This is a genomic window from Arenimonas maotaiensis (assembly GCF_014638745.1).
Lineage (GTDB): Bacteria > Pseudomonadota > Gammaproteobacteria > Xanthomonadales > Xanthomonadaceae > Arenimonas > Arenimonas maotaiensis.
On record NZ_BMFO01000003.1, the window covers coordinates 114206 to 137960 of the forward strand.

Annotated in this window: 15 protein-coding genes; 9 read left to right on the forward strand and 6 right to left on the reverse strand. The window is 67.7% G+C overall.

Annotated elements, in window-relative coordinates:
• Nucleotides 1-18: 18 nt before the first annotated feature.
• Nucleotides 19-1359, forward strand: coding sequence for an alpha/beta hydrolase (locus IEV56_RS07895; RefSeq protein ID WP_188449603.1), 1341 nt, complete (start codon nt 19-21; stop codon nt 1357-1359).
• Here IEV56_RS07895 and recD read toward each other — a convergent pair.
• The 3 genes from recD to recC are packed head-to-tail and all read right to left on the reverse strand — an operon-like array spanning nt 1346 to nt 9651.
• Nucleotides 1346-3019, reverse strand: coding sequence for an exodeoxyribonuclease V subunit alpha (gene recD, locus IEV56_RS07900; RefSeq protein WP_188449605.1), 1674 nt, complete (start codon nt 3017-3019; stop codon nt 1346-1348). The genes IEV56_RS07895 and recD overlap by 14 nt on opposite strands.
• The gene (locus IEV56_RS07905; protein ID WP_188449607.1) at nt 3012-6440 is read right to left on the reverse strand and encodes a UvrD-helicase domain-containing protein; all 3429 of its coding nucleotides are present in this window, start codon (nt 6438-6440) and stop codon (nt 3012-3014) included. The genes recD and IEV56_RS07905 overlap by 8 nt, the downstream gene beginning before the upstream one ends.
• Nucleotides 6433-9651, reverse strand: a complete 3219-nt coding sequence (gene recC / locus IEV56_RS07910; protein ID WP_188449609.1) for an exodeoxyribonuclease V subunit gamma — start codon at nt 9649-9651, stop codon at nt 6433-6435. The genes IEV56_RS07905 and recC overlap by 8 nt, the downstream gene beginning before the upstream one ends.
• A gap of 138 nt (nt 9652-9789) precedes the next feature.
• Between recC and IEV56_RS07915 the strand changes: the two genes are divergently transcribed.
• The 6 genes from IEV56_RS07915 (at nt 9790) to IEV56_RS07940 (ending at nt 16077) form a co-directional block, all read left to right on the forward strand.
• Complete coding sequence (locus tag IEV56_RS07915; RefSeq protein WP_188449611.1) at nt 9790-10305, forward strand: c-type cytochrome; 516 nt, start codon at nt 9790-9792, stop codon at nt 10303-10305.
• A gap of 70 nt (nt 10306-10375) precedes the next feature.
• On the forward strand, nt 10376-11029 hold the full coding sequence (locus IEV56_RS07920; protein WP_188449613.1) for an alpha/beta hydrolase: 654 nt from the start codon (nt 10376-10378) through the stop codon (nt 11027-11029).
• The gene (zapE, locus tag IEV56_RS07925; protein WP_188449615.1) at nt 11026-12105 is read left to right on the forward strand and encodes a cell division protein ZapE; all 1080 of its coding nucleotides are present in this window, start codon (nt 11026-11028) and stop codon (nt 12103-12105) included. The genes IEV56_RS07920 and zapE overlap by 4 nt, the downstream gene beginning before the upstream one ends.
• Nucleotides 12106-12156: 51 nt before the next feature.
• Nucleotides 12157-13455, forward strand: a complete 1299-nt coding sequence (locus IEV56_RS07930) for an amidohydrolase (RefSeq protein ID WP_188449617.1) — start codon at nt 12157-12159, stop codon at nt 13453-13455.
• Nucleotides 13455-14276: an NADPH-dependent 7-cyano-7-deazaguanine reductase QueF gene (gene queF / locus IEV56_RS07935; protein WP_229730220.1), complete on the forward strand. Its 822-nt coding sequence runs from the start codon at nt 13455-13457 to the stop codon at nt 14274-14276. Before IEV56_RS07930 ends, queF begins: the two co-directional genes overlap by 1 nt.
• A 13-nt stretch (nt 14277-14289) precedes the next feature.
• Nucleotides 14290-16077, forward strand: coding sequence for a M61 family metallopeptidase (locus IEV56_RS07940; RefSeq protein ID WP_188449621.1), 1788 nt, complete (start codon nt 14290-14292; stop codon nt 16075-16077).
• 12 nt (nt 16078-16089) lie between these two features.
• Here IEV56_RS07940 and IEV56_RS07945 read toward each other — a convergent pair whose 3' ends face one another.
• Nucleotides 16090-16473, reverse strand: coding sequence for a YchJ family protein (locus IEV56_RS07945; RefSeq protein ID WP_188449623.1), 384 nt, complete (start codon nt 16471-16473; stop codon nt 16090-16092).
• 8 nt (nt 16474-16481) lie between these two features.
• Nucleotides 16482-19352: a TonB-dependent receptor plug domain-containing protein gene (locus tag IEV56_RS07950; protein WP_188449626.1), complete on the reverse strand. Its 2871-nt coding sequence runs from the start codon at nt 19350-19352 to the stop codon at nt 16482-16484.
• Nucleotides 19353-19524: 172 nt separating this feature from the next.
• On the opposite strand from IEV56_RS07950, the gene IEV56_RS07955 reads away from it, so the two are divergent.
• Together IEV56_RS07955 and IEV56_RS07960 are read left to right on the forward strand one after the other, a co-directional pair.
• A complete protein-coding gene (locus IEV56_RS07955) occupies nt 19525-20511 on the forward strand; it encodes an energy transducer TonB (RefSeq protein WP_188449628.1) in 987 nt (328 codons plus the stop codon).
• The gene (locus IEV56_RS07960; RefSeq protein ID WP_188449630.1) at nt 20511-20729 is read left to right on the forward strand and encodes an RNA-binding S4 domain-containing protein; all 219 of its coding nucleotides are present in this window, start codon (nt 20511-20513) and stop codon (nt 20727-20729) included. The genes IEV56_RS07955 and IEV56_RS07960 overlap by 1 nt, the downstream gene beginning before the upstream one ends.
• Nucleotides 20730-20746: 17 nt before the next feature.
• Here the strand turns inward: IEV56_RS07960 and IEV56_RS07965 are convergent, their stop codons facing one another.
• A complete protein-coding gene (locus IEV56_RS07965; protein WP_188449632.1) occupies nt 20747-23668 on the reverse strand; it encodes an aminotransferase in 2922 nt (973 codons plus the stop codon).
• Between the last annotated feature and the right edge of the window lie 87 nt (nt 23669-23755).

Here is a 23755-nt window from a genome sequence, read left to right on the forward strand (position 1 = left end):
GGGGCGTTTTTTTTCCCGATGATGAAGACTTCCGCCAAAATCCTGCTGCTGACGCTGGCCGTGCTGACGGGCGGCTGCCTGTCGTTCAACAAGCGGCCGGACCTGGATCTGCTGTACCGGTCCAGCCACCTGAACGACAACAGCACGCCGGTCATCATCATCCCCGGGCTGATGGGCACCACCCTGGTCAACGGCAAGGGCGAGGAGGTCTGGCCGAAATCGGTCGGCAACATCGCGTTCAGCCGCTTCGACGACATCGCCCTGGACGAGAACAAGGACATCCGCCCGGGCGGCCTGTTCGATGCGATTGCCGGGGTCGATTTCTACGGCACGCTGGTGACCACCCTGGAAAAGGCCGGCCGCTATCAGAAGGGCGAGCCGGGCACGCCGGTCATGAACAAAAACCGGCGCCGTTATTACGTGCTGCTGTATGACTGGCGCAAGAGCAATTTCGACGCGGTCAACCAGCTGCACGCGCTGGTCGAGCAGATCCGTCACGATTACGGCAAGCCCGACCTGCAGGTCGACATCATCGCGCACAGCAACGGCGGACTGATCGCGCGCTATTACCTGCAGTACGGCCCGCAGGACGCCGCCAGCCGCATCAAACCGACGCCGTGGAACGAGGGCGATTCACGCATCCGCCGCATCGCCATGCTGGGCACGCCGAACCTGGGCTCGGTCATCAGCGTCAGCCGCCTGTACCGCGGCTTCCGGCTCGGCCTGCGCGAGATTCCGCCGCATATCCTGAGTTATTTCGCCACGCCGTTCGAGACCCTGCCCAACCCCAAGGCCAACGCCTTCATCGACGCCAACGGCACCACGGTCGACCTCGACATCTACGACGTGTCGCTCTGGCATAAGAACCGCTGGTCGGTGTTCAGCGAGGAGGTCAGGCAGCAGGTCCGCCGTGAATATCCGGACGCCGAGCGCCGTCTCGCCCTGTTGGACGAGCGCTTCATCACCAACCTGGAGAACGGCCGGCATTTCCAATCCGCTTTGGCGGTTCCGCTGGCCGACGGCCGCGTGCAGTTCGCGGTGTTCGGCGGCGATTGCGAGCTGACCGCGTCGCGTGCGGTGGTCGAGGCCAACGGCAAAGGCTTGCGTCTGGCGTTCCAGGAAAGCGAAATCGCCGGTAAACGCCGGAACGTGGATTATGCCCGTCTGATGCAGGCGCCCGGCGACGGCCTGGTGACGCGTGAATCGCAGCTGGCGCGGGCCAGCAACATCTACCTGAACCAGTCGATGGACCGCGATCTGTTTCCGGTCTCGCAGACCATGTTCTTCTGCGAGAAGCACGACCGTCTGACCAGCAATCCCTATTTCCAGAACAACCTGCTGTATTTCATCCTGCACTGAGCGCGGCCAGGCCGTTCATGCGCCGGATATCGCGGCCGAGCGCGGCGCGCAGGCTGTGTTCGCTCGCGGCCACGGTCAGAGCCTGCTTGGCGCGGGTGATGGCGGTATACAGCAGCGATTTCGACAGCAAAGGGCAATCCGCATCGGGCAGCAGCACGTCGACATGCCGGTATTCCGAGCCTTGCGCTTTGTGCACGGTCAAGGCGTAAGCCGGTTCGTGCCGAGGCAATTTGGCCAGCGGTACGCTCAAGAGTCCGCCGGAAAGGCGGAAGCAGGCGTTCAGTCCATTTCCGTCGCGCCAGAGCAGGCCGGTGTCGCCGTTGGCCAAGCCCAGCGCCGGTACGTTCTCCAACACCATCACCGCTTCCGCTTGCCGGTTGTGCGCGTGTCCCAGACGCCGGCCGATTTCCGCATTCAAGGTTTCGCTACCGACCGGACCTTGACGCAGAGGCGTCAGGATCACGCGCTCGCCCAACATCGACAAAGCGGTTTCGACGTCGGCGGCCTGCGCCAGACGACCATGCCACTCCGCCGTTTCGCCAAGAATACGCGGCAATGCGGTCATCGTATTCTCATGGAATGCCACGCCCGGGTAGCCGCCCGCGCGCAGCCGGCCGATGACCGTATCGGCGTCGGCCATCAGCACATCGGCCGCGAAGCTGGCGAGCCCGGGTTGCGCCGCCTGACGGTGGTTGCGGGTGAGTTGCAGGTGCGCGTTGCGCAATTCGCGTGCGAAAACCGAATCGGCCGGAGATTCGAGCAAAGCGCCCAGCACGTTGCCGATTTCGATCGACGGCAGCTGGTTCGGATCGCCGACCAGGACCAGCACGCATTCCGGGCTCAGCGCCTGCAACAGCGCCTTCAGCATCGGCATGTCGAGCATCGAGGCTTCGTCCACCACGACCAGATCGGCCGGCAGACGTCTGCCCTCGGCATAGCGTCCACGCCGGGTGAGCGGATCGATACCGAGCAACCGGTGCAGGGTCTGTGCGTCCTGCGCCAGCGCCGGTTGAAGATCGGCCGGCAGGCGCCGGCAGAGCGCCGGCATCTGCGCTGCCCAGGACGCGTTCATCCGTGCCGCGGCCTTGCCGGTCGGCGCGCACAGACGGATGCGCGGCAGGCGGGCGTGTTCCGCATGGAAATCCCGCAGCCAAGGCACCAACGCCCCGGCGATGGCGGTGGTCTTGCCGGTACCCGGGCCGCCGGTCAGCAACGCCAAGGTCTTGTGCCGACATACGGCGGCCAGATCTTCGGCGGCATCGCCGCTACGTGGCAATTCGCGGGCATCCACGCGTTGCGCCAATGCGTCGATCACCGCATTTTCCAGTCGCCAGTATTTGCGCAGGTAGAGCCGGGAGCCGTGCACTACCAGGAGGCCGGTGGTATCGCCGCCGCCGGGATTGCCGGCATCGATCACCAGCGGGTTGTCGGCGAATACGCGCGCCAAGGCGACGGCGTCGATGTCGATATCCGCCAACGCCTGCGGATAAACGGCAGCCACGCGCGCGAGATCGAGACAGCTATGGCCTTCGCCGGCGGCATGAAAACACAGCGCGGCCAAGCGGCCGGCCAAGGCGCCGTCATCGGATTGCCGGCGCCGGATTTCGACGCCGAATGCCAACGCCGCCGGCGTCGGTTTGAAGAATCCGTCGTCACGCATCGGTTACGGCCTCCGCGTCGAAGCAGGCGTCCAATGCCATGATCAGCCCGGCGTCGGGCCGGTCGCGGAAGATGCCGTTATCCGGATGCGACGGATCGATGCCGCGCGAGAACAGATAACGCACGCCGCCGAAATGCCGCTCATAGCGGTAACCGGGCATCCGTCTACGCAGCCAGCGATGTACCGCCACCGTATACAGCAGGTATTGCAGGTCGTATTCCTGCGCGCGTATGGCCTGGCGCAGGCCGTCTTCGCCGTAATCCGGAAGGCGGTTGGATTTGTAATCGAGCAGGAACAGTTTTTCGCCGTGCCGGTACAGCAGGTCGATCTTGCCGGTGAGCAGGCCGTTCAATCCGGGCGGCGGTCCGAGCCGCGTGCGCTGCAGGCAATAGCCGAAGCGGTGCAGCAAGGCGAGGACGTCCTCGCCGCCGGCACGCCGCAGGCTCAGGTGGAATTCCATTTCGTGGCGTTTATCCTGCGGCGGCAGGTCGATTAACGCCGCGTCTTCCGGCAAGCGCGCCTGCAGCGTGGCCTGCGCCAGGCGCATCAGCACCGCCGCGCCGTTGCGCGCGGCATCGGCATCGAAACCGAACGCCGACAACGCGGCGCGGCATTGCGCCAAGGCCGGCTCACCCGGACTCCGCCAATCGGCGGCCTGCGCAATTTCCAGCACCGCATGCAAGGCGTTGCCGAAAGCGGCGCCCTGATAGGGGCCGGGATCGGCATCGCCGTACACCGGCCGCTCGTCATCTGCCGCATGCACGAAATCGGCTTCGCGCTCGCGGTGCAGGCCCGAAAAGCTGTGTACCTGCCAGAGCTCCGGCATCCGTTTGTTCGCCGGCAGCGCCGGCATCTCCGCGTTGCGCGGCGCCGGCGGCAAAACCGGCGCCGTCGGAATGTCATCGGCCACCGCATAGCCCGCCAGGGCATCGTCCAATGCCTGCGCCGGGTCACCCAGCAACAGGTAGCCGAGCGCGGAATCGGCGAAGCCCTTGATGTCGCCGAGTACGCAATGCAGGGCGAACTTCGCCCGGGTCATGCCGACGTACAGCAGACGCAGGCTTTCCGAACGGTGCTCGCGCTCGACCGCATCTTTCACGGCGTCCCCCGCATCGTCCAGGTCGATGGCTAGGCAGCGTGCGCCGTCCTCGACGTAGCGCGCGAAGCGCTTTCCGGGCTTGCGCGCGATGGCGCTGAACGGCAGGAATACCGCGCCGAACTCCAGGCCTTTGCTCTGGTGCAGGGTCATGATGCGCACGCGCGGCTGGCTGGATTCCAGCCGCGGCGGCGCGCGGTCTTCGGCGTCGGCGGTGCCGGCCAGCGCGATCTGCCGTCCCAGCCAATCCAGATAATGTGCCGGTTCCGGCGTCGGCCGGTACTGCGCCTGCACCGCTTCCAACACCTGCGCGTACTGGCCCAGATGCCGTTCGCTGTCCGCATCGCGCGTCAGCACCGGGGCGGCCGCATCCAGTATCGGCGCGATGGCCGCCCACGGGCCCTGCTTCAGCAGGCGTGTCGCCAGTTCCGGCAGGTCGGGCGCATAGCCTGCCGCATGCGCGGCCGACAGCAGCAGGCCGCCGGCTGCGGTGCGCTCGGCCCGGTGCGAACCGGGCTGCAGCAGATGGTGCAGCAGGCCGAGGATGTCACGCGCGGCATGGCTTTCGAACACGCTGTCGCGGCGTACGCAGACCGAATCGACGCCGCGTGCCCGCAACCGAGACTGCATCAGCATGGCTTCGCGGTTGGTGTGCACCAGCACCGCGATGTCGGCTTCGGCCAGCGCCCGTTGCGAACCGCCTTCGAGCACCTGCGCCTCGCCGATTCGACCGGCGTGCAACAGGCCGGCGAGGGTGTCGGCGCAGCGGTCGGCGGCGGCCAGGCGGGCCGTACCGATGTTCAATGGCTTGCCGTCCTCGGCCGCGGGAAGACGCAGGAAATGCAGGGACGGAACGGGCTCTCCACGCAGGCGCAATTCCGCACCCGGCCGTCCGGCCTGCACCGGCGTGAACGCCATGCCGTCTTCCATGAACGGATGCGGCCGCCGGCCGATGAATACACGCTGGATATCGTCGAGCAGGCGCTGGCTCGAACGGAAGTTCTCCGTCAAGCCGGCATGCCGTTCGGCCAGCGCTTTCACCGCCAGATAGGTGTGGATGTCGCCGCCGCGGAAGCCGTAAATCGCCTGCTTCGGATCGCCGATCAGGGTCAACGGCGCGTGTTCGCCGCGCCGGTACACGCGCTCGAAGATCCGCCATTGCCGGCTGTCGGTATCCTGGAATTCATCGACCAGCGCCACCGGCCAGGCGGCGCGGATCTCATCGGCCAGGCTGCCGTCGTCGTCCGCTTCCAGCGCCGTATGCACGGCATCGATGATGTCATCGAAACCGACAGCGCCGGCCTGCTGTTTGAGCAGCGGCAAGCGCGTGCGCGCGTATTCCGCCAAGCGGTGGTGCAGGGCGATGGCGGCCTGCCGATGGTGCGTCTGCCAAGCCTCGGCGAAAGCGTTCCAGTCGTCCAGCGCCCGCAACAACGGACTGTCCGGCTGCGGTTTGCCTTTCTTCACCTTGATCCGGCTGAATGCGATCTTCGCGAACGCCGGCGGTGCGCAGGGGTCGGGGTCGCGCAGATACCCGGTGATTTCGGCGAACGCGGCGCGGATGCTTTCCGCGCTGCGTAGTCCGCTTTTGTTCAGCGTGTCGTCGTCGAAGGCCGACAGCAGCAACGCTTCGCTGGCGCCGGCATCGGCGGTATGGCGCTCGCGCAATGCCGCAAGTGCCGAATCGAAATCGGGCGCCGTCGCATTCGACGGCAGCGGCGTCAGCCGTGCGTGCGACAACAGATGCGGCAGGGATTCGGCCATGGATTCCGGGTTGCCGAACGCCGCATCCAGCCGCCGGGCCGTCGCCATGTCGGCGCTTTCGCGCCGCCAGAATTCCTCGCAGACGCGCAGGCGCAGCGCGGTTTCGTCCTCCATCAGCGCCGGCGCCGGAATCGGCTGGCCGGTGCGCAAGGCGAAGCGCTGCAGCAGGCGCTGGCAGAAGCCGTGGATGGTGAACACCGCGGCGCGGTCGATATTGGCCAGCGCGGTGTTCAGGCGCTGCAGCATCAGGCCCATGTCGATGTCGTCCGGTGCCGCGCTGAACAGGTGTACGATGTCGCCGTCGCTGAATTCGCCGGCGGTACGGAAGTGTTTCAGTTCGGCGTCGATCTGCAGCAGGAAGGCGCGCAGGCGCTGCTTCAGTTCCGCGGCGGCGGCGTTGGTGAAGGTCACCGCCAGCACCCGCTCGATGCCGTGGCCATGCCACAGGATATGGCGTGCCATCAGCCGCACCAGGGTGTAGGTCTTGCCGGTGCCGGCGCTGGCTTCGATCAGCACGGTGCCGTCCAGCGCCAGCCGGTAGGCCAAGGGTACTTCAGCCATCGGCGTCCTCCCCGAACAGGGCGGCGTGCACGCGCAGCGCGGTGTCGTGGAAGTGCTGCGGATGCGCCAGGGCCACCGCTTTCAGGAAGCCGTCGCCGTGGGTCAGGAAGCGGCCGAAGGCGTCGTATCCGCCCTGCTCGCTGTTCTGCTGCTCCGCCCATTGGTGTTCCAGCCAGCGTTGCGCCGTAAGCGCCGGCGTTTTCCGGTATTGCGCCGCCCAGTCCAGGCTGAGCTCCGGATCGAAGCACAGGATGCGCGCGCGGCCTTCGCGGTATAGCGCCAGCAGATCCGCCAACCGGCGCATCGCATCCTCGGCAGCGGGCGGCGGGCCCGCCGGCCGCAAATCGTCGGTGTAAACGAACGCCGGCAAACCATGGCCGGCCGCCGCCGCCGCCAAGCCACGGATGGCGGCGTCGATGCGGTCGCGGGCCTTGGGCGCTTTGCGGTGCAGGGCCAGCGTGACCAAGCCGCAGCGGAAATGCTGCCGCAGTTCGCCATCGAGCACGCCGTCGGCCAAGCGCAGGTCGATCGGCCAGCGCACGGTCTCGATGCGTTGTCCGGCCAAGTCCGCCAAGGCCTCGCGCACAGCCGCGTACAGGCTCAGCAATCGGCTGCGCCCGGCCGCGCCCGGCGCCAGCTGGCCTTCGGCCTGCAGGCGCGCGAGCAGGTGTTCGATGTCCGGCTGCGGGGTGTCCCATGTGTGCGCCAGCAGCGCATCGACCAGACGGTATTTCGCCAGTCCGTCAGCGTTGCCGTAGGGTTCGCGCTCGTCCAACAAGGCGTCGTGTTCGGGCAGATGCAGGCCTTGCCGGCGCGCCAGGGTCTCCATCGGTTTCTGCCAGAAGCGCACCAGCTCGTCGACGCTGACGGTATCTCCGTTCTGGGTTTCGAGCGCCGGTTCGCCGGGCAGCGGCGCGAACAGGCGTACCGGCGAAGCCGCGGCGGCGGATACCGGTTTGCCGATGCGCACCGCGCGCGCATCGCCGCAGGGTTCATGGGCGTGGATCGGATGGCGCACGACCAATGCCCGTTCGGCATCCTCCGGTTTCGGCAGATAACCGCCGATGCACTGCAGCAGTTCCTTCACCAACAGCGACGGCGCCCGCGTTTCGCCGGTGACCGGATCGCGGCCGATGTAGCTCAGCAGCAGATGTTGCCCGCAGGAGCTCAGCAACTGCAGCATCAGGAAGCGGTCCTCGTCGCGGCGGTTGCGGTCGCCGGTTTCGCGCGATGCGTCCGGTCCGGCCAGGCGGTTGACGGCCGAAGCCGGGTCCTCGCGCGGGAAGGCGCCTTCGTCCATGCCCAGCAGGCAGATCACCTTGAACGGAATCAGCCGCATCGGCACCATCCGGCACACGGTGATCCGACCGGAAAGCCATGCCTGCCCCAGCGGCGCGTCGCCTTCGTCGACCAGATAGGCTTCGATCACGTCCGGCGCCACCGGGCCGCGCCAACCGGCGTCTTCGGCCAAGGTGCCGAGCGCGGCGATGCGTGCGTTCAGCCGGTTGAAGGCTTCGATGTCGGCGTCTTCACGCGGTCCGTCCGGGCAGAACGCGGCCAGCATGTCCTGCAACAGGCTTTGCCAGCGCGGGATGTCGGCGGCCCGGCTGAGGCCGCGCCGGAAGCCGTCGAGGGTGTCGACGAACGCATAGAGCACCGACAGCAGGCGCTGGTCCTGGCCGGCCGGCAGGCTTACCGGCGCGACGCCGTCAATCAGCGTGTCGTCGTCGGCATAACCGTACAGCAGACGCGTCAGCGCATGACGCCAGGTGAACGCGTCCTGTGCCTGGCCGTCGACCGCCGCCCGGTGTCCGGCGTCCAGGCCCCAGCGCACGCCGCTTTCCGCCAACCAGAGCCGCAGACGTTCCAAGTCTTCGCGCGTCAAATCATAATGCGCCATCACCAGCGGATGGCCGAGCAGCGTCAGGCCTTCGTTGCCGGACAGGCGGCTACGGCCGAGCGCCAACAGACCGAAGAACAGTCCGGCGATGCCGGCGTCCTGGAACAGGCCGCGATCGCCGAGCGCGAACGGCAAGGCCGGGTGGCCGTCGTCCTGCGCGCCGAACACCGCCGGAAAATAGGGCGCGTAGCGGTCCAAGTCCGGCGCCATCACCGCGATGTCGCGCCATTGCAGTTCCGGTTGCCGTTGCATCAGGCCCAGCAGTTGCGCGCGGAGCGTCTGCACTTCGCGCAAGGGGCTGGCGCAGTCATGGATCTGCACGGAATCGTCCTGCCGTAGCGCCGCCGCATCCGCATAGCGCGGCACCGGTACGGCCCGCGTCAGCAGATCATCCTGTAGACGTTGCAGCAGACCGCCGCCTTCCGCCGGCAGGTATTCGCCGCGTTCGCCGGCCCAATGCACGCTCTGTTCAGACAGCAGCACCGCGGTGAAATCACGCCCGGCCGCGCCCCATTGGTTCAACAAGAAATTGTCGCCCTGCATCCGCAGCAGGTCTTCCGCCGATTTCGGCTGGCGCACGTCGCCCCAGTAGGCTTCGCAGGGATTGTGCAGGAAGAAGCGCACCGCACTCCAGCGCCCGAAACTCTGCAACACGTGCAGGGCGTCCGGCGACAGGTTCTGGCAGGCGAATACGCTGATGCGCCCGGGCAGCTCGGGCGGCTTCGGGCAATCGCCGCGCGCCAGCGCGCGCAGGTAGGCGTCCACTGCCTGGGCGCGGAACGCCATGCCTTGGCTGGCCGTGTGCCAAAGTCGGCCTTGCCAGTCGTCCTCGGGCGCGCGCCGGGTCCAGGCCAACAGCCAGGGCCGGCGCCAGGCTTGGTAGGCCTCGAACGCTTGGTTCAGTTCGCTGGCCAGTTGCCAGGCACGCGTTTGCGGCTGGTCGCAGGCCAGAAAGCGCCGCACCGGTGCGAAGGGCGCTTCGGCCAGCAGTCGGCGGTCATTCAACAGGGCGAATAGCCGCCATTGCAGCTTGTCCGGGGTCAGCAGGCGGTCCTCGTCGGCGTAAGGAAGCCAGGGCTGGAGGCAATCGGCCAGAAACCCGGCCGGCGGCCGGAATGACAGATTGGCGGCGATGCCGAAGCGCTCGGCCAGGCTGTTCTGCAGCCAGCGTCGCATGCTGGCCTGCGGCACCAATACGGTCTCCGGCGCCAGCCAGTCGCCGTCGGCCGCCGCCAGTTCCCGGCCGAGAATCTCGGCCAGACGGGACAGGCGGTTGCCGTGGTGCAGGAAAAAGCCGGACGCCGAACTCATCCGGCCATCATGCCAAATTTACGTCTCGCTGCGCGAGAATCCCGGCCGCCGGCGCAAGATTGTCTTTCTTCGGGCCGAAAGCCCCGATATAATGGGTGCTTTCCTCCCGATTCGGGCCGCGGCCCAGACAGGTGTTTTGTGCGCAATCACGATCTCGTGTTCATGAAGAACTTCGCCCAGGTCATCGTCGGCCTGGTGGTGTTGACCGTCCTCCTGATCTTGGCCGGCCTGTACATCAACAGCACCCGTCCGGTCGAAGTCAATCCGGCCCAAGTCGCCGCCACTGAGGCGCGCATCGCCCGCGTCGGCGATGTGTATGCCGGTGACACCGGCGCCGCCGCCGCGGCCGCCGCCGCGGCCGCCGCCGCTGAAGCCGCCAAGGGCCAGGTCGCCTACGGCGGCACCCTGGACGGCGCCGAAATCTACAACCAGCTGTGCACCGGCTGCCATACCTCGGGCGCCGGCGGCGCGCCGAAGATGGTCAAGGCCGAATGGGGCGCGCGTATCGCGCAGGGCGCCGATACCCTGCACAAGCACGCCATCGAGGGCTTCCAGGGCAATGCCGGCATGATGCCGGCGCGCGGCGGCAACCCGTCGCTGTCCGACGAACAGGTCATCGCCACGGTCGATTGGATGGTCGCCAACCTGAAGTAAGCCGTCCGCCATGGACGCCGACGCCGCCTCCGGGCGGCGTTTTCGTTTCACCTATACTGGACCGATGCCGATGATCCCGTTTCCCGACCACACCGCCGAACTGCGTTTGCCCGGCCCCGCCGGCCGGCTGCAGGCCCTGCTGGAATGGCCGTCGGGCGATGCCGGAGTCGATCCGCCGATCGCATTGATCTGCCATCCGCATCCGCCGGACGGCGGCACGATGACCAACAAAGTGGTCAGCACCCTGGCCAAGGCCTTCACCGATTCCGGCTTCATCGCCCTGCGCTTCAACTTCCGCGGCGTCGGCGCCTCCGACGGCGCTTACGACCACGGCCGTGGCGAACTGGCCGATTGCCTAGCGGTACTGCAGTGGATCCGCCAACATCGGCGGCAGACGCCGCTGGCACTGGCCGGCTTCTCGTTCGGCTCCTGGATCGCGCTCAAGGCCGCCGAGCAGGCGGCCCCGGCGCTGATGGTGTCGATCGCGCCGCCGGTCGGCTTCCGCGATTTCGCCGACGTGCGCCATCCGGCCTGCCAGTGGCTGGCGGTGCAAGGCGAGGCCGACGAGATCGTGCCCGCGGTCGGCGTGCTCGATTGGCTTCATCGCCAACAGCCCGCGCCGGAAATCGAGGCCATGCCCGATACCGGCCACTTCTTCCACGGCAAGCTGGTGCCGCTGCGCGAGCGGGTCAAGACCTTCCTTCGGGAACACCCGCTGCGATGAGCGTCAGCGCCAGCCAACGTTACCGGCGACGCGTGGCCGACGGCCTGATCCAGGACGATCCGGCCCAGCGCGAAGTCTTGGCCGTTCTGGACGATATCGCCGACGCCCTGCGCCGGGAAACCCGCGCCGGCCTGTTCGGCCTGCGCCTGCGCCCGCCGAAGGCGGTGAAAGGCCTGTATCTGTGGGGACGGGTCGGCCGCGGCAAGACCCTGCTCACCGAACTGTTCCTGGAAGGCCTGCCCGACGTGCCGCATCAGCGTTGGCACTTCCACCGCTTCATGAACCATGTGCACCGCGAGCTGGCCGGCATGCCCGATACCGCCGATACCCTGGCGGTGCTGGCCAAGCGCATCGCCGGCCAATGCCGTCTGCTGGTGTTGGACGAATTCTTCGTGTCCGACATCGGCGACGCGATGATCCTGTACCGGCTGCTCGACCGCCTGCTGCAGGCCGGCGTCGGCTTCGTCACCACCTCCAACGTGCCGCCGGACGAGCTGTATTTGAACGGCCTGCAGCGCCAGAGCTTCCTGCCCTGCATCGACCTGATCAAGCGCGCCTGCACCGTGGCCGAACTGCTCAGCGGCAACGATTACCGCCTGCGCGCGCTGCAGCACGCCGCCACCTATCTGACGCCGGCTTCCGACGCCACCGAGGCCGTGCTGGCCGGCCAGTTCCGAAGCCTGAGCAGCCAAGCGCCGGCGGCGGCGGAGATCGAAATCAACGGCCGCGACATCCCGGCCCGCGCGCTGGGCGCCGGCGTGGCCTGGTTCGATTTCGCCGCGCTGTGCGAGGGTCCGCGTTCGGCCGCCGATTACATCGAGATCGCGCGCGATTTCCACACCGTGCTGCTGTCCGGCGTACCCCGTTTCGACGCCGCCAGCGAAGATCCGGCGCGCCGCTTCGTGCACCTGGTGGACGAGCTGTACGACCGGCATGTGAACCTGTTGCTCAGCGCCGCGGCCGATCCGCTGTCGCTGTACCGCGGTAACCGCCTGCAGCGCGAATTCGAGCGTACCGTATCGCGGCTAATTGAGATGCAGTCCACGGAATACCTGACCCTGCCGCACCGCCCGTAACTTCGCGCAAACCCTGTGATAGGATGGCAGGAGTCCTTTCGGGAGCTCCCCATGAACGCGAAAACCGCCGGCGCGTTGCTGGCTTTGGTCCTTCCTTGCGCCGCGTCCGCGGCTCCCGTCGACGTCGATGCCTGGGCCAAGCCGGTCGACGCCAAAGTGCTGCAGTGGCGGCGCGATTTCCACCAGTTCCCCGAACTCGGCAACCGCGAGTTCCGTACTTCCAAGATCGTCGCCGCGCATCTGCGTTCGCTCGGCCTGGAAGTCACCACCGGCGTCGCGCACACCGGCGTCACCGCCGTGCTGAAAGGCGGCAAGCCGGGCCCGCGCATCGCGCTGCGCGCCGACATGGACGCGCTGCCGGTGACCGAAAACTCCGGCTTGCCGTTCCAGTCCAAGCAGGTATCCGAGTTCCGCGGCGAGAAGGTCGGCGTGATGCACGCCTGCGGCCACGATTCGCACACCGCCATCCTGATGGGCGTGGCCGAGGCGATGGCCAAGCACCGCGCCGAATTGTCCGGCGACGTGCTGTTCGTGTTCCAGCCGGCCGAGGAAGGCCCGCCGGACGGCGAGACCGGCGGCGCCTCGCAGATGCTGGCCGAAGGCATCTTCAAGACCTTCAAGCCGGAGGCGGTGTTCGGCCTGCACGTGTTCTCCACGCTCAACGCCGGCCAGGTCGGTTACCGTTCCGGTCCGCTGATGGCGGCCTCCGATCGTTTCAACATCGTGATCAAGGGCCGCCAGACCCACGGCTCGCGGCCCTGGGGCGGCATCGACCCGATCGTGGCCGCGGCCGAGGTGGTGACCAGCGCGCAGACCGTGGTTTCGCGCCGGCAGAACCTGACCAAGCAACCGATCGTGCTCAGCTTCGGCGCCATCAAGGGCGGCATCCGCTACAACATCATCCCGGATTCGGTCGAGCTGATCGGCACCATCCGCAGCTTCGACAACGACATGCGTGACCAGGCCTTCAAGGACCTGGAGAACGTGGCGCAGCACGTGGCGGCCGCGCACGGCGCCACCGCCATCAGCCAGATCCCCGACAAGGTCGGCAACCCGGTCACCGTCAACAATCCGGCGCTGACCGCTCAGGTGCTGCCCAGCCTGCGCAAGGCCGCCGGCGCCGACAACGTGGTGGAAATGACGCTGACCACCGGCGCCGAGGACTTCGCCTATTACGCCAACGAAGTGCCGGGCTTCTTCTACTTCGTCGGCGCCACGCCGAAAGGCCAGGATCCGAACACCGCGCCGAGCAACCACTCGCCGCAGTTCTTCCTGGATGAATCCGCGCTTCCGCTCGGCACCCGTACCCTGCTGCAGGTCGCCGTGGATTATCTCAACAAGGCCGAGTGATGAGCGACCACGGCGTGCTTGGCCAGGCCACCACGTATCCGACCCGCTACGATCCGCGGCTGCTGCACCCGATTGCGCGCCGCGAAGCCCGCGAGGCCGCCGGCATCCCGGCGCCGGCGCCGTTCCGCGGCCAGGACATCTGGAACGCCTACGAGTTGAGTTGGCTCGACGCCAACGGCCGGCCGCGCGTGGCTCTGGCCGAAATCGTGGTGCCGGCCGATTCGGCCAACATCGTCGAATCGAAAAGCTTCAAGCTGTACCTCAACAGCTTCAATCAGACCCGCATCGGCGACAGCGAACGCCTGCGCCAGACCATGGTGCGCGACCTGTCCGAGGCCTGCGGCGGCGACGTGACCGTGACGCTGATGCCGGCCACCGCCGGCCACGCCTTCCCGATCGATATCCTGAACGGCGAGGTGATCGACGACCTGCCGCTGGAAATCGCCGATTACGGCCCGCCGAACCCGTCCTACCTGGGCGTCACCGGCGATCACCAGATCAGCGAAGCCTTGGTCAGCCACGTGTTCCGCTCCAATTGTCCGGTCACCAACCAGCCCGATTGGGCCAGCATCCAGGTCCGCTACCTGGGCCGGCGCATCGACCGTGAGGGCCTGCTGCGCTATCTAGTGTCCTACCGAACGCACAACGGCTTCCACGAAAACTGCATCGAGCGTGTGTTCATGGACATCCTCGCCCGTTGTCGGCCCTTGCAGCTCTCGGTGTACGGCCGCTTCACCCGCCGCGGCGGGCTCGACATCAATCCCTACCGTTGCACCGAAGGCATGGGCATGCCCGGCAACATCCGCCTCATCCGTCAATAATTTCCCGCATCCCATGAATAAAACCGCATCCGCCGCTTTCGCGTGCTTCATCCTGTCCGGCGCCGCCCTCGCGCAGGATTCCGTCCAGTACCAATTGCGCATCAGCAACGCCGCCCAGCATACCGCCGAGGTCAGTGCCCGTTTTCCGGGCAGCGCCAAGGCCGATCCGGTGGTGCAGTTGCCGAACTGGCGTACCGGCCGCTACGAGATCCTGCCGCTGGCCAACGGCCTGCGCGCGGTCAAGGCCGCCACCGCCGACGGCAAACCGGTGCCGCTGCGCAAGACCGACAAGGCCACTTGGCAATTGCAGCTACCGGCCGGCGTGCCGTATACCGTGTCGTACGAGCTGTACGCCAACGAGCTCGGCCTGCGCACGCGCCACATCGACGATTCGCACGCCTACCTGAACGCCAGCGCGGTGTTCGTGTACAGCCCGGAATTCCGCGCCCTGCCCGCCACCGTCAAGCTCGACGTGCCGGCCGGTTGGGTCTCGCGCTCGGGCATGGACAAAGGCGACTGCGACCACTGCTTCAAAGCCGCCGACTGGGACGTGCTGACCGATTCGCCGATCGAGACCGGCGTGCACAGCTTCTACCGGACCACCGTCGACGGCATGCCCATCGAGTTGGCGATCTGGGGCGAGGGCAACCACGACGGCCAAGCCATGCTCAAGGACCTGGCCGCGATCAGCAAGACCACCAACGCCCTGTTCGGCAGCACGCCCTACAAACGCTATCTATACATCGTGCATGCCACCGACGGGGTGCGCGGCGCCACCGAGCACATGAACTCGACCGTAATCCAGGGCGCGCGCTGGAACTTCGCGCCGCGCAGCGAATACCTGAAGTTCGCGCGCACCGCCGCCCACGAGTTCTTCCATACCTGGAACGTGAAAGCCTACCGGCCCAAGGAAATGGTGCCATACGACTACCAGAACGAGAACCACAGCAACCTGCTATGGATTTCCGAAGGCCATACCAGTTATTTCGAAAACCTGATCGCGCTGCGCGCCGGCGTGCAGAACGAGAAGGAATACCTCGGGGACGTCTCCGCTACCCTGCAGCAGTATCTGCATACGCCGGGACGCTTCGCGCAGAGCGCCAACGAATCCAGCTTCGACGAGTGGATCCAGCCGAGCGGCGACCGCCACCAGAACGCCTCGGTCAGCATCTATCCGAAAGGCGAGATGCTGGGCCTGGTGATGGACCTGACCTTGCGCAAGGAAAGCGGCGGCAAGCGCGGCCTTCAGGACGTGCACCGCATCCTGTGGCGGCAGCACCGTGTCGACCAAGGCGGTTTCTCGGAAGCCGACGTGCTGGCCGCGCTGCGCATGGTCTCCGGCCGCAGCTGGCAGGATTTCTGGCAGCGCTATGTGGTCGGCACCGAAGAATTGCCGGTGCTGGCCCTGCTGAAGGACGCCGGCCTGGAATGGCAGGCCGACAAGAAACCCGATGACGGCAAGCCGTATTACTGGACCGGCCTCAGCTTGGCGCCCGGCAGCGATGCCGAATTCGCCGTGGTCGCCGGCGTCGAGAAGGACAGCCCGGCCTGGAATGCCGGCATCACCGCCGGCGACGTGCTGGTGTCGGTCAACGGCTTCCGCGTCACCGCCAAGAGCTTCGAGACCCGCGCGCAGACGTTCGGCGCCGCGCCGTTGCAGATCGAGCTCTACCGTCGCGACCGCCGGCAGTCGGTGACGCTCGCGGCCGTCAGCCAAGCCGGTGCCGCCAACAAACTGGCGGTCTCGGCCACGGCCGGCGCGCGCCAGAACGCCCTGCGCAAGGCCTGGCTCGGCAACTGAGCCGGCCCGCGATCAGCTGAAACGGCCGCTGTGGTAAAACCAGCGGCCGTTCTGTTTCAGGAACAGGCTGTGTTCGTGCAGGCGTTGCGCCGAGGCGCCGCCCTGTTTGAACGCGGCGCTGAATTCCACCCAGGCCCGTTCCGGCGTTTCTTCGCCGTGACCGAGGATCTTCAGCTGCAGCCAGCGCGTGCCGTCGTTCAATTCCAGAGTGCCGGGCGCCGGCCGCGTGTCGGGATGCCAGCTGGCCAGCAGATAGTCTTCATCGCCCAACACGTAGGCGCTGTAGCGCGAACGCATCAGCGCCAACGCGTCCGGCGCGGCGTCGCCGGCGTGCCAGCGGCCGCAGCAGGCGGCGTAGGCCTTGCCGGTATCGCAAGGGCAGGCGCGCGCCGGCATCGCGCGGCTCAGAAATCGACGCTCAGGCTGGTCCAGTAATAGCGGCCGACGGTGTCGAAGGTACGTTCGTCGGTGTTGCCGTTGACCGTATTGTTCTGGTACAGCAGCGGCGGCTGCTTGTCGCCGGCGTTGTCGACGCCGATGCGCAGCGTGGCGGCGTCCGCGAAGCGGTAGGCGGCCTGCAGGTTGTGGGTGCTGACCGCGCCGACCCGGAACTGGCAGCCGGCGCTGCCCGGCGGTAGGCCGCGGTTGGCGCAGGGGCCTTGCGGATCGAGGCTGCCGACGCGGAACGCGCCGACGTGGCGCAGGTTCCAGGACAGATCCCAGGCGCCGCGGCGCCAGCCCAGTTCGCCGGCGGCGCGCCAACGGCTGAAGTTGCCTTCGCCGCCGTTCTCGACCGACAGGAAGCTGCCGGCGTTGCGCATTTTGCGCAGCACCTCGCCCTGGTAGATCACGGTCACGTCGTGGCGGTCGATGTAGGTCGCGTCGAATCCGGCACGGATTTCGCCCAGGCCGTTTTCACTCTCGCGCTGGAACGCCAGGCCGAAATCGACGCCGGCGGTGTCGATGCTGCCTTTGTTGGCGCGCCGGTCGAACAGGCGTTCGATCGAGCCGTCCGGACGCCGGCTGAACAGCGCGCACAGCGGCGAGGGATCGGCCGCGCTGCTGTCGAAGCAGTCGTTGAGGATGTTCTGGCTGCCGTAGCTGCCGATGGCGTCGTCCAGCCGCATGCGCCAGAAATCGACGCTGGCCGAAGCGCCCGGCAACCCGCCCGGTTCGTACAGGAAGCCCACGGTGGTGACCGTGCCCTGCTCCGGATCCAGTCCGGCGGTGCCGCCTTTGATGGCGTTGAGCTGGGTGTCGGACTGGCTGTAGCTGCCGTCGGCCACGATGTTGGCGCAGGCCGGGTTGACCGAAACGCCGCCGCCGGCCTGTTGGATGCCGTTGCACGGGTCGTTGAAGGTGTCGGCCGAGGCGGTGTCGCCGCCGAACAGGTCGCGGATGCCCGGCGCGCGGAACACCTGCGCGTAGGTACCGCGCAGCAACCAGTGGCCGGACGGCCGCCATTCGACGCCGAGCTTGCCGTTCAGCGTATCGCCGAAGGTCGAGTAATCCGACCAGCGCACGCCGAAGATCAGGTTGACCTCGGCGGTCACCGGCGCCAGCGTCTCGGCATAGGCTTCGGTGACGGTATAGCTGCCGCGGGTCGGCGCGGTGCACAGGTCCGAGGACACGCCGCAGGTGTAGCCGGCGGCCGGATCGACCACCGCCGCCGCGAACGGGTCGAAGCGCAGCGCTTCGTGTCGGTACTCGACGCCGAACGCCGCCAGCACGCTGCCGTTGGCGATTTCCGCCAGGTCGCCGCTGACGTTGGCCTGGAAGCCTTTCAAGGTCTCGCGTTGCCGGTGGCGCACGTCCAGGCTCATGGCCTGCAGCGCCGCCGATTGCGTCTGGCCGGCGGCGGATTGCGGATCGAACGCGCCGATGAAATCGACCGGCACGCAGCCGGGAATCGACGTGCCGAAGCCGCCGTCGGTGTAGCAGATGCCGTTACGCGACGGACCCAGTGCCGCGGCCAGCGCGTCGAAATCGAGATAGCCGAGGTTGCGGTTGTCCTGCGTGATGCGGCCGTAGCTGAAGGCGGCGTCCCACGACCAGCCGCTCCCGCCAAGACTGCCGCTGAAACCGGCGTTGATCTGGCTGACGTCGGTGGCGTATTCGAAGCGGCGGTTGCCGAGCCGCTCCAGGCGCAGGCGCAGGTCCTGGATGTCGACGCCGAAGGGATTGTATTGGCTGTCGCGCGAGAGCGTGACGCCGTCGGATCGGCCGTCGAACGGCAGCGGCGCGATCTGCGCGGCCGAGCGGGTATGGTTGCCGAACGCGTCGATGTAGGCGGTGACGCCGCCGCCGAGATCCAGATTGCCGGTGACGAACACGCCGGTGCGTTCCTGCGGCGTCAGCTGCAGGTTGCCGGCCGCTTGGTAGTTGTAGGAATCGCGCGCCAGGTCGAAGCAGCGGAAATCGTCGGCGCCGCTGCCGGTCCGGCCGGGAATGCGGGTCACGTTGTCGCAGCCGTAGTAACCGGTCAAGGCCGCGCTGGCGGCCGGATCCAGCGGATCGCCGTCGGCGTCGGTCGGCACCAGGTTGTAGCGGCCGGTGACGCCGGTGCTCGAGCCCAGACGCACCACGTCCGTGGAGAATTCCGAACCCAGCGACAGCGCGTAGTACGAGTAGCCGCGGTCGGCCGCGCGCACTTCCGATTGATTCGCGTAGTTGGCGCTGACGATCAGGTTGCCGCGTTCGCCGGAAACGCCCCACACCGCGCTGGCGCCTTGCCGTTCGCCGTCGCCGCGCGAGGAAACGCCCCAGTCCAGGCGGGCTTGGGCGCCGTCATAATTGGATTTCAGGATGAAGTTGACCACGCCGCCGACGGCATCGGAACCGTAGATCGCCGATGCGCCGTCTTTCAACACCTCGACGCTGGCCACCATCGCCATCGGGATGGCGTTGATGTCGCGGCTGACCATGCGGCGGCCGTTGACCAGCAACAGGGTCCGGTCTTCGCCCAAGCCGCGCAGCGACACGGTGGCCGCGCCGTTGCCGCCGCCGTTGTTCACCGCCGGGTTGATGGCGGCGCCGGCGACGGCCGGAATGTCCTGCAGGAAGTCGCCGATGGTCAACGCGCCGCTGCGTTCGATCGCCTCGCGGCCGATCTGCTGCACCGGACTGGCGGTTTCGGCGTCCACGCGTTTGATGCGGGTGCCGGTGACCTGGATGCTGTCGAGCGTCTTCACCGGCTCCTGCGCCGAGGCGGCGCCGTGGGCCGTGGCGAGCAGGGTGGCCTGCAGGGCCAGAGTCAGGATGTTGCGGTTGCTCATGTGTGGTGGTCCCGTTCGGCGACTGCGTCAGCCACGGCATCCGCGGCACTATCCGTATATTAAGGATTTTTTAACATCATATCGGGGCAGGGCGTAAAAATCCGTTAAACAGCTTGACAATACGCTGAAAATTGCATGTTCTATGAGGTCTCTCGGGGGAAAATAACACACAATGAAAACGAATCGGAACAACCGCATTTCACGCCGGATCGGCGCTCTGGGCCTGTGTGCGGCCCTGTCTTTGGCCTTGACGGCCTGCTCGGAGAAATCCGGCGAACAGACCGGCGGCGCCGCCGGCGTGGTCAAGACCCAGAAGCAGAAGGCGCAGACCTCGATCGACCGTCTGGTGCAGTTCCCGGAAAAGGACCTGCGCGACGGCGCCCGACAGGCGGTGATGGAGCAGCGGTGGTACAAGCCGTCGGGCAACAACGCCTTGGAATACTATCTGGCCCTGCGCCAGAAGCTGAAAGCCCCCGATGATTCGGTGGAGACCGCCTTGGTCGACATCCTGCCGTATGCCGTGATCGGCATGGACCAGGCCATCGCCAATTTCGACGACCGCGAAGCCCTGCGCCTGGAAAGCCTGATCCGCATGGCCGACCCGAACGCGCCGGCCCTGTCGCGGGTCAAGGACGATCTGGAAAAGATGAAGGCCCGCCAAGCCCAAGCCGTCGCCGAGGCCTCGGCCGCGGAAGAGGCCAAGACCGCGCAGGAAGCCAAAGCGCTGGCCGACGCCAAAGCCCGGGAAGAGGCCGCACGCCGTGCGCGCGAAACCGCCGCGCCGGTGGCTGCCGCGCCGGTTTCCGCCCCGGCACCGGTCGCGCAGACGCCTGCGCCGTCGGTACAGCCGCCTGCGCCGCAGACCCAGGCGCCGGCAACGGCCGCTTCGGCACCGCCGCCGGCCGCCACCCGCGCCGCGGTCACGCCGATCAGCACGCCGCAGCCGCCGTATCCGCGCGAAGCGCTGGCCTCGGGCGTGACCGGCGAGGTGGTCGCCGAAATCAGCATCAACGGCGCCGGCGACGTCACCGGCGTGCGCATCATCAGCGCCTCGCCGCGCAACGTGTTCGACAAGACCGTGACCAGCACCGTGCGCCGCTGGAAATACCGCGGCAACGGCGAGAACACCACCATCCGCCGCACCTTCGCGTTCAATTGATGGAGCGCGTCCGCTTCGGCCTCGACGGCGACTACGTGGAGCTCAACCAGCTGCTGAAGCTGGTCGGGCTCTGCGGCAGCGGCGGCATCGGCAAGCAGATCGTGGCCAGCGGCGAGGTCTCGGTGGACGGCGTGCAGGAACTGCGCAAGACCGCCAAGATCCGCGCCGGGCAAGTGGTCCGCGTCGGTGACGTCGAGATCCGGGTCGACCCGGCCTAGGCGCGGGCTTCAGCGGCTCACCAGCCCTCTTCCAGCACGCGTTCCAGCTGCGCCACGAAGAATTCCGCGTCGTCCTGCGTCAGGCACATAGGCGGCTTGATCTTCAGCACGTTGTTGCGCTCGCCGGTGGGCTGCACCACCACGCCGAGCTCGCGCAGGCGTTCGCAGATGGCGAAGCATTCGGCGCTGGCCGGTTCCAGGCTGTCGCGGTCGCGCACCAGCTCCACGCCCTGGTACAGGCCCATGCCGTGCACCGCGCCGATCAGCGGGAAGCGCGCCTTCAATTCGGCGAAGCGCGCCAGCAGGAAGTCGCCGACGCGCGCGGCGTTGGCCTGCAGGCCTTCGTCGCGGATCGCGTCCAGCACCGCCAAACCGGCCACGCACGAGGCCGGACTGCCGCCGGCCGAGGAGAACAGGCTGCCTTGCTTCTTGAACGCCTCGGCGATGGCGCGGGTGGTGATCACCGCGCCGAGCGGATAGCCGTTGCCCATGGCCTTGGCGATGGTGATCATGTCCGGCACCACGCCCTGGCCTTCATGCGCCCACCAGCGATGGCCGAGCCGGCCGTAGCCGACCTGCACTTCATCGGCGATGCACAGGCCGCCGTGCGCGCGCACCGCGGCGTAGGCCGCGGCCAGGTAACCGTCCGGCAGTAGCACGCCGCCGGCGTTGCCGAATACCGGTTCGGCGATGAAGGCCGCCGGCGGCCGGCCGCGCGCGGCCAGGTCGTCGACCAAGGCGCGGAATTCGCTGGCGTAGCCGCTGGCCGCCTCCGCGCCGCGGAAACGGCCGCGGTAGGCGTTCGGTGCCGAGGCCAGATGCACCCAATCCGGGCGCGTGGCCAAGGCGTTGGGATTGTCGGCCACCGAGGTGGTGACCGCGTCCGACAGCAGGGTCCAGCCGTGGTATGCCTCGCGCACGGCCATCACGTCCATCCGGCCGGTGACGGTCTGCGCCATGCGCAAGGCCAGATCGACCGCCTCCGAGCCCGAATTCACCAACAGCACCGTGTCCAACCCGGGCGGCGCCAGTTCCACCAGGCGCTCGCTGAGTTCGGCGATGGCGGCGTAATGGAAGCGCGAGTTGGTGTTGAGCGTCAGCAGCTGCCGGTGCACCGCTTCCGCCAGACGCGGATGGCCGTGGCCGATGGCGGCGACGTTGTTGACCATGTCCAGATAAGAGCGCGCGTCGCTGTCGACCAGATACTGCTTCCAGCCGCGCTCCATGCGCATCGGCTGGTGGTAATAGTGCACTTGCACGTCGGCGAACGTACCCTTGCGCCGCGCCAGCAGGCCGTCGGCATCGGCGTCCGGCGCCGCCAGCGCGCAACCCAGCAACGGCGAGGGATCCGGGCAGAGGCGCTGCCAAGCCGGCGCATGCACGCCATCGCTGAAGCGCGGCGCGGCCAAGGCATCGCTCAGGCAAACCTGCACCCGCAAGCCGCGGCCGTCGCTGCGGCCCAGATGCTGGCCGCGCGCCAAGGGCGTACCGACGGCAAGGTCGTGCTGCAGTCCGTCCACCCGGATGCGGCCGGCGGCGCTGTCCAGTGTCAACCCGGCGGCATCCGCCGCCACCACCCGGCAATCCAGCGGCGCCACGGCATCACTTTCGGCCGGCACGCGGAAATCGATGCCGAGCGCGCAGGTCTGCGGCGCCTCGGCCGACAGCGCCGGCGTGCGCGTGAAGCGGAATTCGCCGTAACGGGTGGCGGCTGCGCCGGAACGCACGGCCGCTTTGGCCAGGATGCGGGCATCGCTCTGGGGTTGCAGCCATTGCCCGGCGTGCAAGGCCTCGCTGGTACTGGACAGGTCCACCGCGTCGAAGTGGGTGATGCCGGGGAACAGCGGCGTGCAGCCGGCCAGCACGGCGCGCATGGCCTGCTGTTCCGGCGTGGGCTCACGGCCGAGCGCCGCGCGCAATGCGGCGTCGGCCACGGCGAACGGCACCGAGGCCGCGACTTCGAACAGGCGCCATTCGTTTTCGATCGGCTCCAGCACCGAGGGATTGTCCGGATCGAGCTTGGCCTGATGTTCGCCGCTGACCACCAACGCGCCGCCGCGCAACACCATCAGCGGCCAGAACGCCGCGATCTCGGCATCGGTCAGCGGCACATGCCGGTCGAACGCGCGCACCGCATGCAGGATTGCCAGCGGCGCCTCCGGCCGGTGATGCAGCACCGAGGAGCAGGTGATGGCGAGTTCGCCGATGCGCCAGGTGCGGGTCAGGTCGCCGAGGTCGATGATGCCGTCGGGCCGGATGCGGCCGGCTTGGTCACGCGGGCCCACCACGTTGTCGTCGGTGATGTCGCCGTGGATGGCCTGCATCGGCAGCAGCGGCTTGAGCGGCGCCAGCGCGCGTTCGGCGGCGGCGGCCGCCGCCAGCACCGTGTCGCGCCGGTCCGCGCTGCGGATATCGGGGTGCAGGCGCGCGATCACCTCCTCGGCGTGGCGTAGATCCCATTGCACCACGCGCTCCAGTCCGGGATGGTCGAAATCGGCCAAGGCCGCGCAGGTACGGCCGGATACCTCGCCCAGGTCGGCGATGACCTCCGGCGCCAGGTAGCCGACGCCGGTCAGCGGCCGGCCTTCCACATACGACAGCAGGCGCACCAGCAAGCGGTCGTCGCCGACCGGGTATTCGCGGATTTCCACGCCGGCGGCGTCGGCGAACGGTACCGGCGCCTTCAGCCCGGGATCCTTGCGCGTCAAATGGCGCATGGCGGCATGCTGGGCCTCCAGCGTGTCGCGGCCCCAGCTGCGGTTGGCGACTTTCAGCACCCGCGGCCCGGCGGCGGTATCGATGCGGAAATTGCGGTCCTGCGAGCTGCCCAGCTCGCGCACCGGCCCTTCCGCGCCGAACAGCTCACGGCCGATGCGGGCGGCCAAGGTGTCGTCGACGGGCGGACGGGGGGAGATGGCGATGCGGTTTTCGGTGTCCATGCGCGGCGGATTCTGTCGGCGGGTCGGCGATTCGGGGTCATCGGCATTCTATCGCAGGCGCTCCAGGCCGCGATATGCCGTTACACT